Raw genomic sequence first — 2,132 nt, forward strand, 5'->3', positions numbered from 1 at the left:
AGGGGGCCTACAAATGACTAAAGACACGAGAAAATTCGGTATCAGCGACAAACGGGGACGGACCATGACCAGCGATGATCCCTACATCTCCGGGGCGGGAATGAAAGAGCCCGCCCTGTGCATCACCTGCCGGGCGCTCTACCAGAACAAGCGCTGGAGCCTCGACCCGAAAACCTTCGACAAGCTTGAAGCGAGCGGCGAAGGACATTGGGTAACCTGCCCGGCCTGCCAGAAAATCGCCCAAGGCTATGCCGAGGGGATTGTCACCCTGCGCGGCGCCTACCTGTGGGAGCACGAAGAAGAGATATACAACATCCTCAAAAACGAGGAAGCCAAGGCGATGGCCAAGAACCCCCTGGAGCGGATCATCAGCATGTCGCGCGAGGCGGACGAGCTGGTCATCGAAACCACCGAGGAAAAACTGGCCGAACACCTTGGTCGGGCCCTGCACAAGGCCCACCAGGGTGAGCTCAAAGTCTCCTGGAGCGAAGACCATGACGTCTGCCGGGTTACCTGGGAGCGCCTGAACTGATTTCGGCAACCGGGCGAATCCGCCTGAGGCCCCGAGAGGACAGATGACATGGGCGGGTTTCGCCTGCTGGAACATACGGCGGACATGGGGATCGAAGCGACCGGAGCTTCACTTGAGGACGTTTTCATTGAGACGGCCCGCGGTTTGCGCTCGATGATCTTTGCCGATACGCCGATCAAAGCCGCCCGGGAAGTCCCGGTTGAAATTCACGGCTCCGACAACGGCGAACTGCTGGTCGGCTGGCTCAGCGAAATCCTCTACCTGTTCGAGGTGCACGGGCTGGCGCCCGCTGATTTCGTCGTTGATGAAATTAGCAGCGAAACGCTGCGCGCACGGGTACAAGGCGAAACCTTCGACCCGCTCCGCCATCCCGTGGAGCGGGAGGTCAAAGCCATTACCTACCATCAGCTCAGCGTGGCCAGGGACGCGGCCGGCTGGTGGGCCCGGTTGTATGTCGATTTATAAAACCTGAACCCGGCCTCTCGCCCGCTCCTTTCAGTCGCTCGAGTGAGCGTAGCGAACGGGCGAGAGACGCTTTTTTATCTTTTTTTGATCAATATCGGTATCAGTTATCATGACCGTCAAAATCCAGCAAATCGACGACTGCCGCTGGCGCATCCCCCGCGAAGGGGACATGCGCACCGAGGGGCTGGTCTTCGCCGACAAAAGCATGATCGCCGCCCTGCAGAAGGAGCAGGCGCTGGACCAGGTGCGCAACGTCGCCACCCTGCCCGGCATCGTCGGCCCGTCGATGGCCATGCCTGACATCCACTGGGGCTACGGTTTTCCCATCGGCGGCGTGGCCGCCTTCGACGCTGACGAAGGGGTGGTCTCTCCCGGCGGGGTCGGCTACGACATCAACTGCGGGGTGCGCCTGCTGCGCAGCGCCCTGCCCGCCGCCGCAATCAAACCGGTGCTGGCGAAACTGGCCGACACCCTCTTTCGCAACGTGCCGGCCGGGGTCGGCTCGGAGCGGCGCGACCTGAAAATCTCGCTCAATGAAGAGCGCAAGGTGCTCGAACAGGGGGCGGCCTGGGCCGTCGCCAAAGGCTTCGGCAGCGCCGAGGACCTGCATCACATCGAGGCGCGCGGAACCCTGCCCGGCGCCGACCCCGAGGGGGTATCCGACCGGGCGCTGGAGCGCGGCCGGTCCCAGCTCGGCACCTTGGGCTCCGGCAACCATTTTCTCGAAGTGCAGGAGGTCGAGCAGATTTACGACCCGGCTGTGGCCGAGGTCCTCGGCCTGTTCGCCGGCCAGACGACGGTGAGCATCCATACCGGCAGTCGCGGTCTCGGCTACCAGGTCTGCGACGACTCTCTGAAAATGATGCTGCAGGCCAGCCGCAAGTACGGCATCGTCCTTCCCGACCGCCAGCTCTGCTGCGCCCCGCTGACCAGCCCGGAAGGTCGCCAATACCTGGCCGCCATGGCCTGCGCCGCCAACTTCGCCTTCGCCAACCGGCAGATCATCACCGCCTGGGTGCGCGAATCCTTCGAGCAGGTGCTCGGCCTAAGCCCCGCTGATCTGCGCCTGTCGGTCATCTACGACGTCTGCCACAACATCGCCAAGATGGAAACCCACCAGTTCGAAGGCAAACAG

General features: G+C 62.8%; 3 protein-coding genes. All 3 read left to right on the top strand.

All coding sequences use genetic code 11. The annotated features are described in order from the left end of the window. Positions 1 to 13: 13 nt before the first annotated feature. Positions 14 to 532 (top strand): BCAM0308 family protein, encoded by a 519-nt coding sequence (locus ABYV89_RS16125; protein ID WP_432823957.1) that lies wholly within the window; start codon positions 14 to 16, stop codon positions 530 to 532. A gap of 48 nt (positions 533 to 580) precedes the next feature. Further along, the gene (locus ABYV89_RS16130) at positions 581 to 997 is read left to right on the top strand and encodes an archease (RefSeq protein WP_432823958.1); all 417 of its coding nucleotides are present in this window, start codon (positions 581 to 583) and stop codon (positions 995 to 997) included. 109 nt (positions 998 to 1,106) lie between these two features. Next, on the top strand, positions 1,107 to 2,132 hold a 1,026-nt coding region (locus tag ABYV89_RS16135; protein WP_432823959.1), incomplete at its 3' end, for an RtcB family protein.

The sequence above is a fragment of the Trichloromonas sp. genome (assembly GCF_041583255.1).
Taxonomy (GTDB): Bacteria; Desulfobacterota; Desulfuromonadia; order Desulfuromonadales; family Trichloromonadaceae; genus Trichloromonas.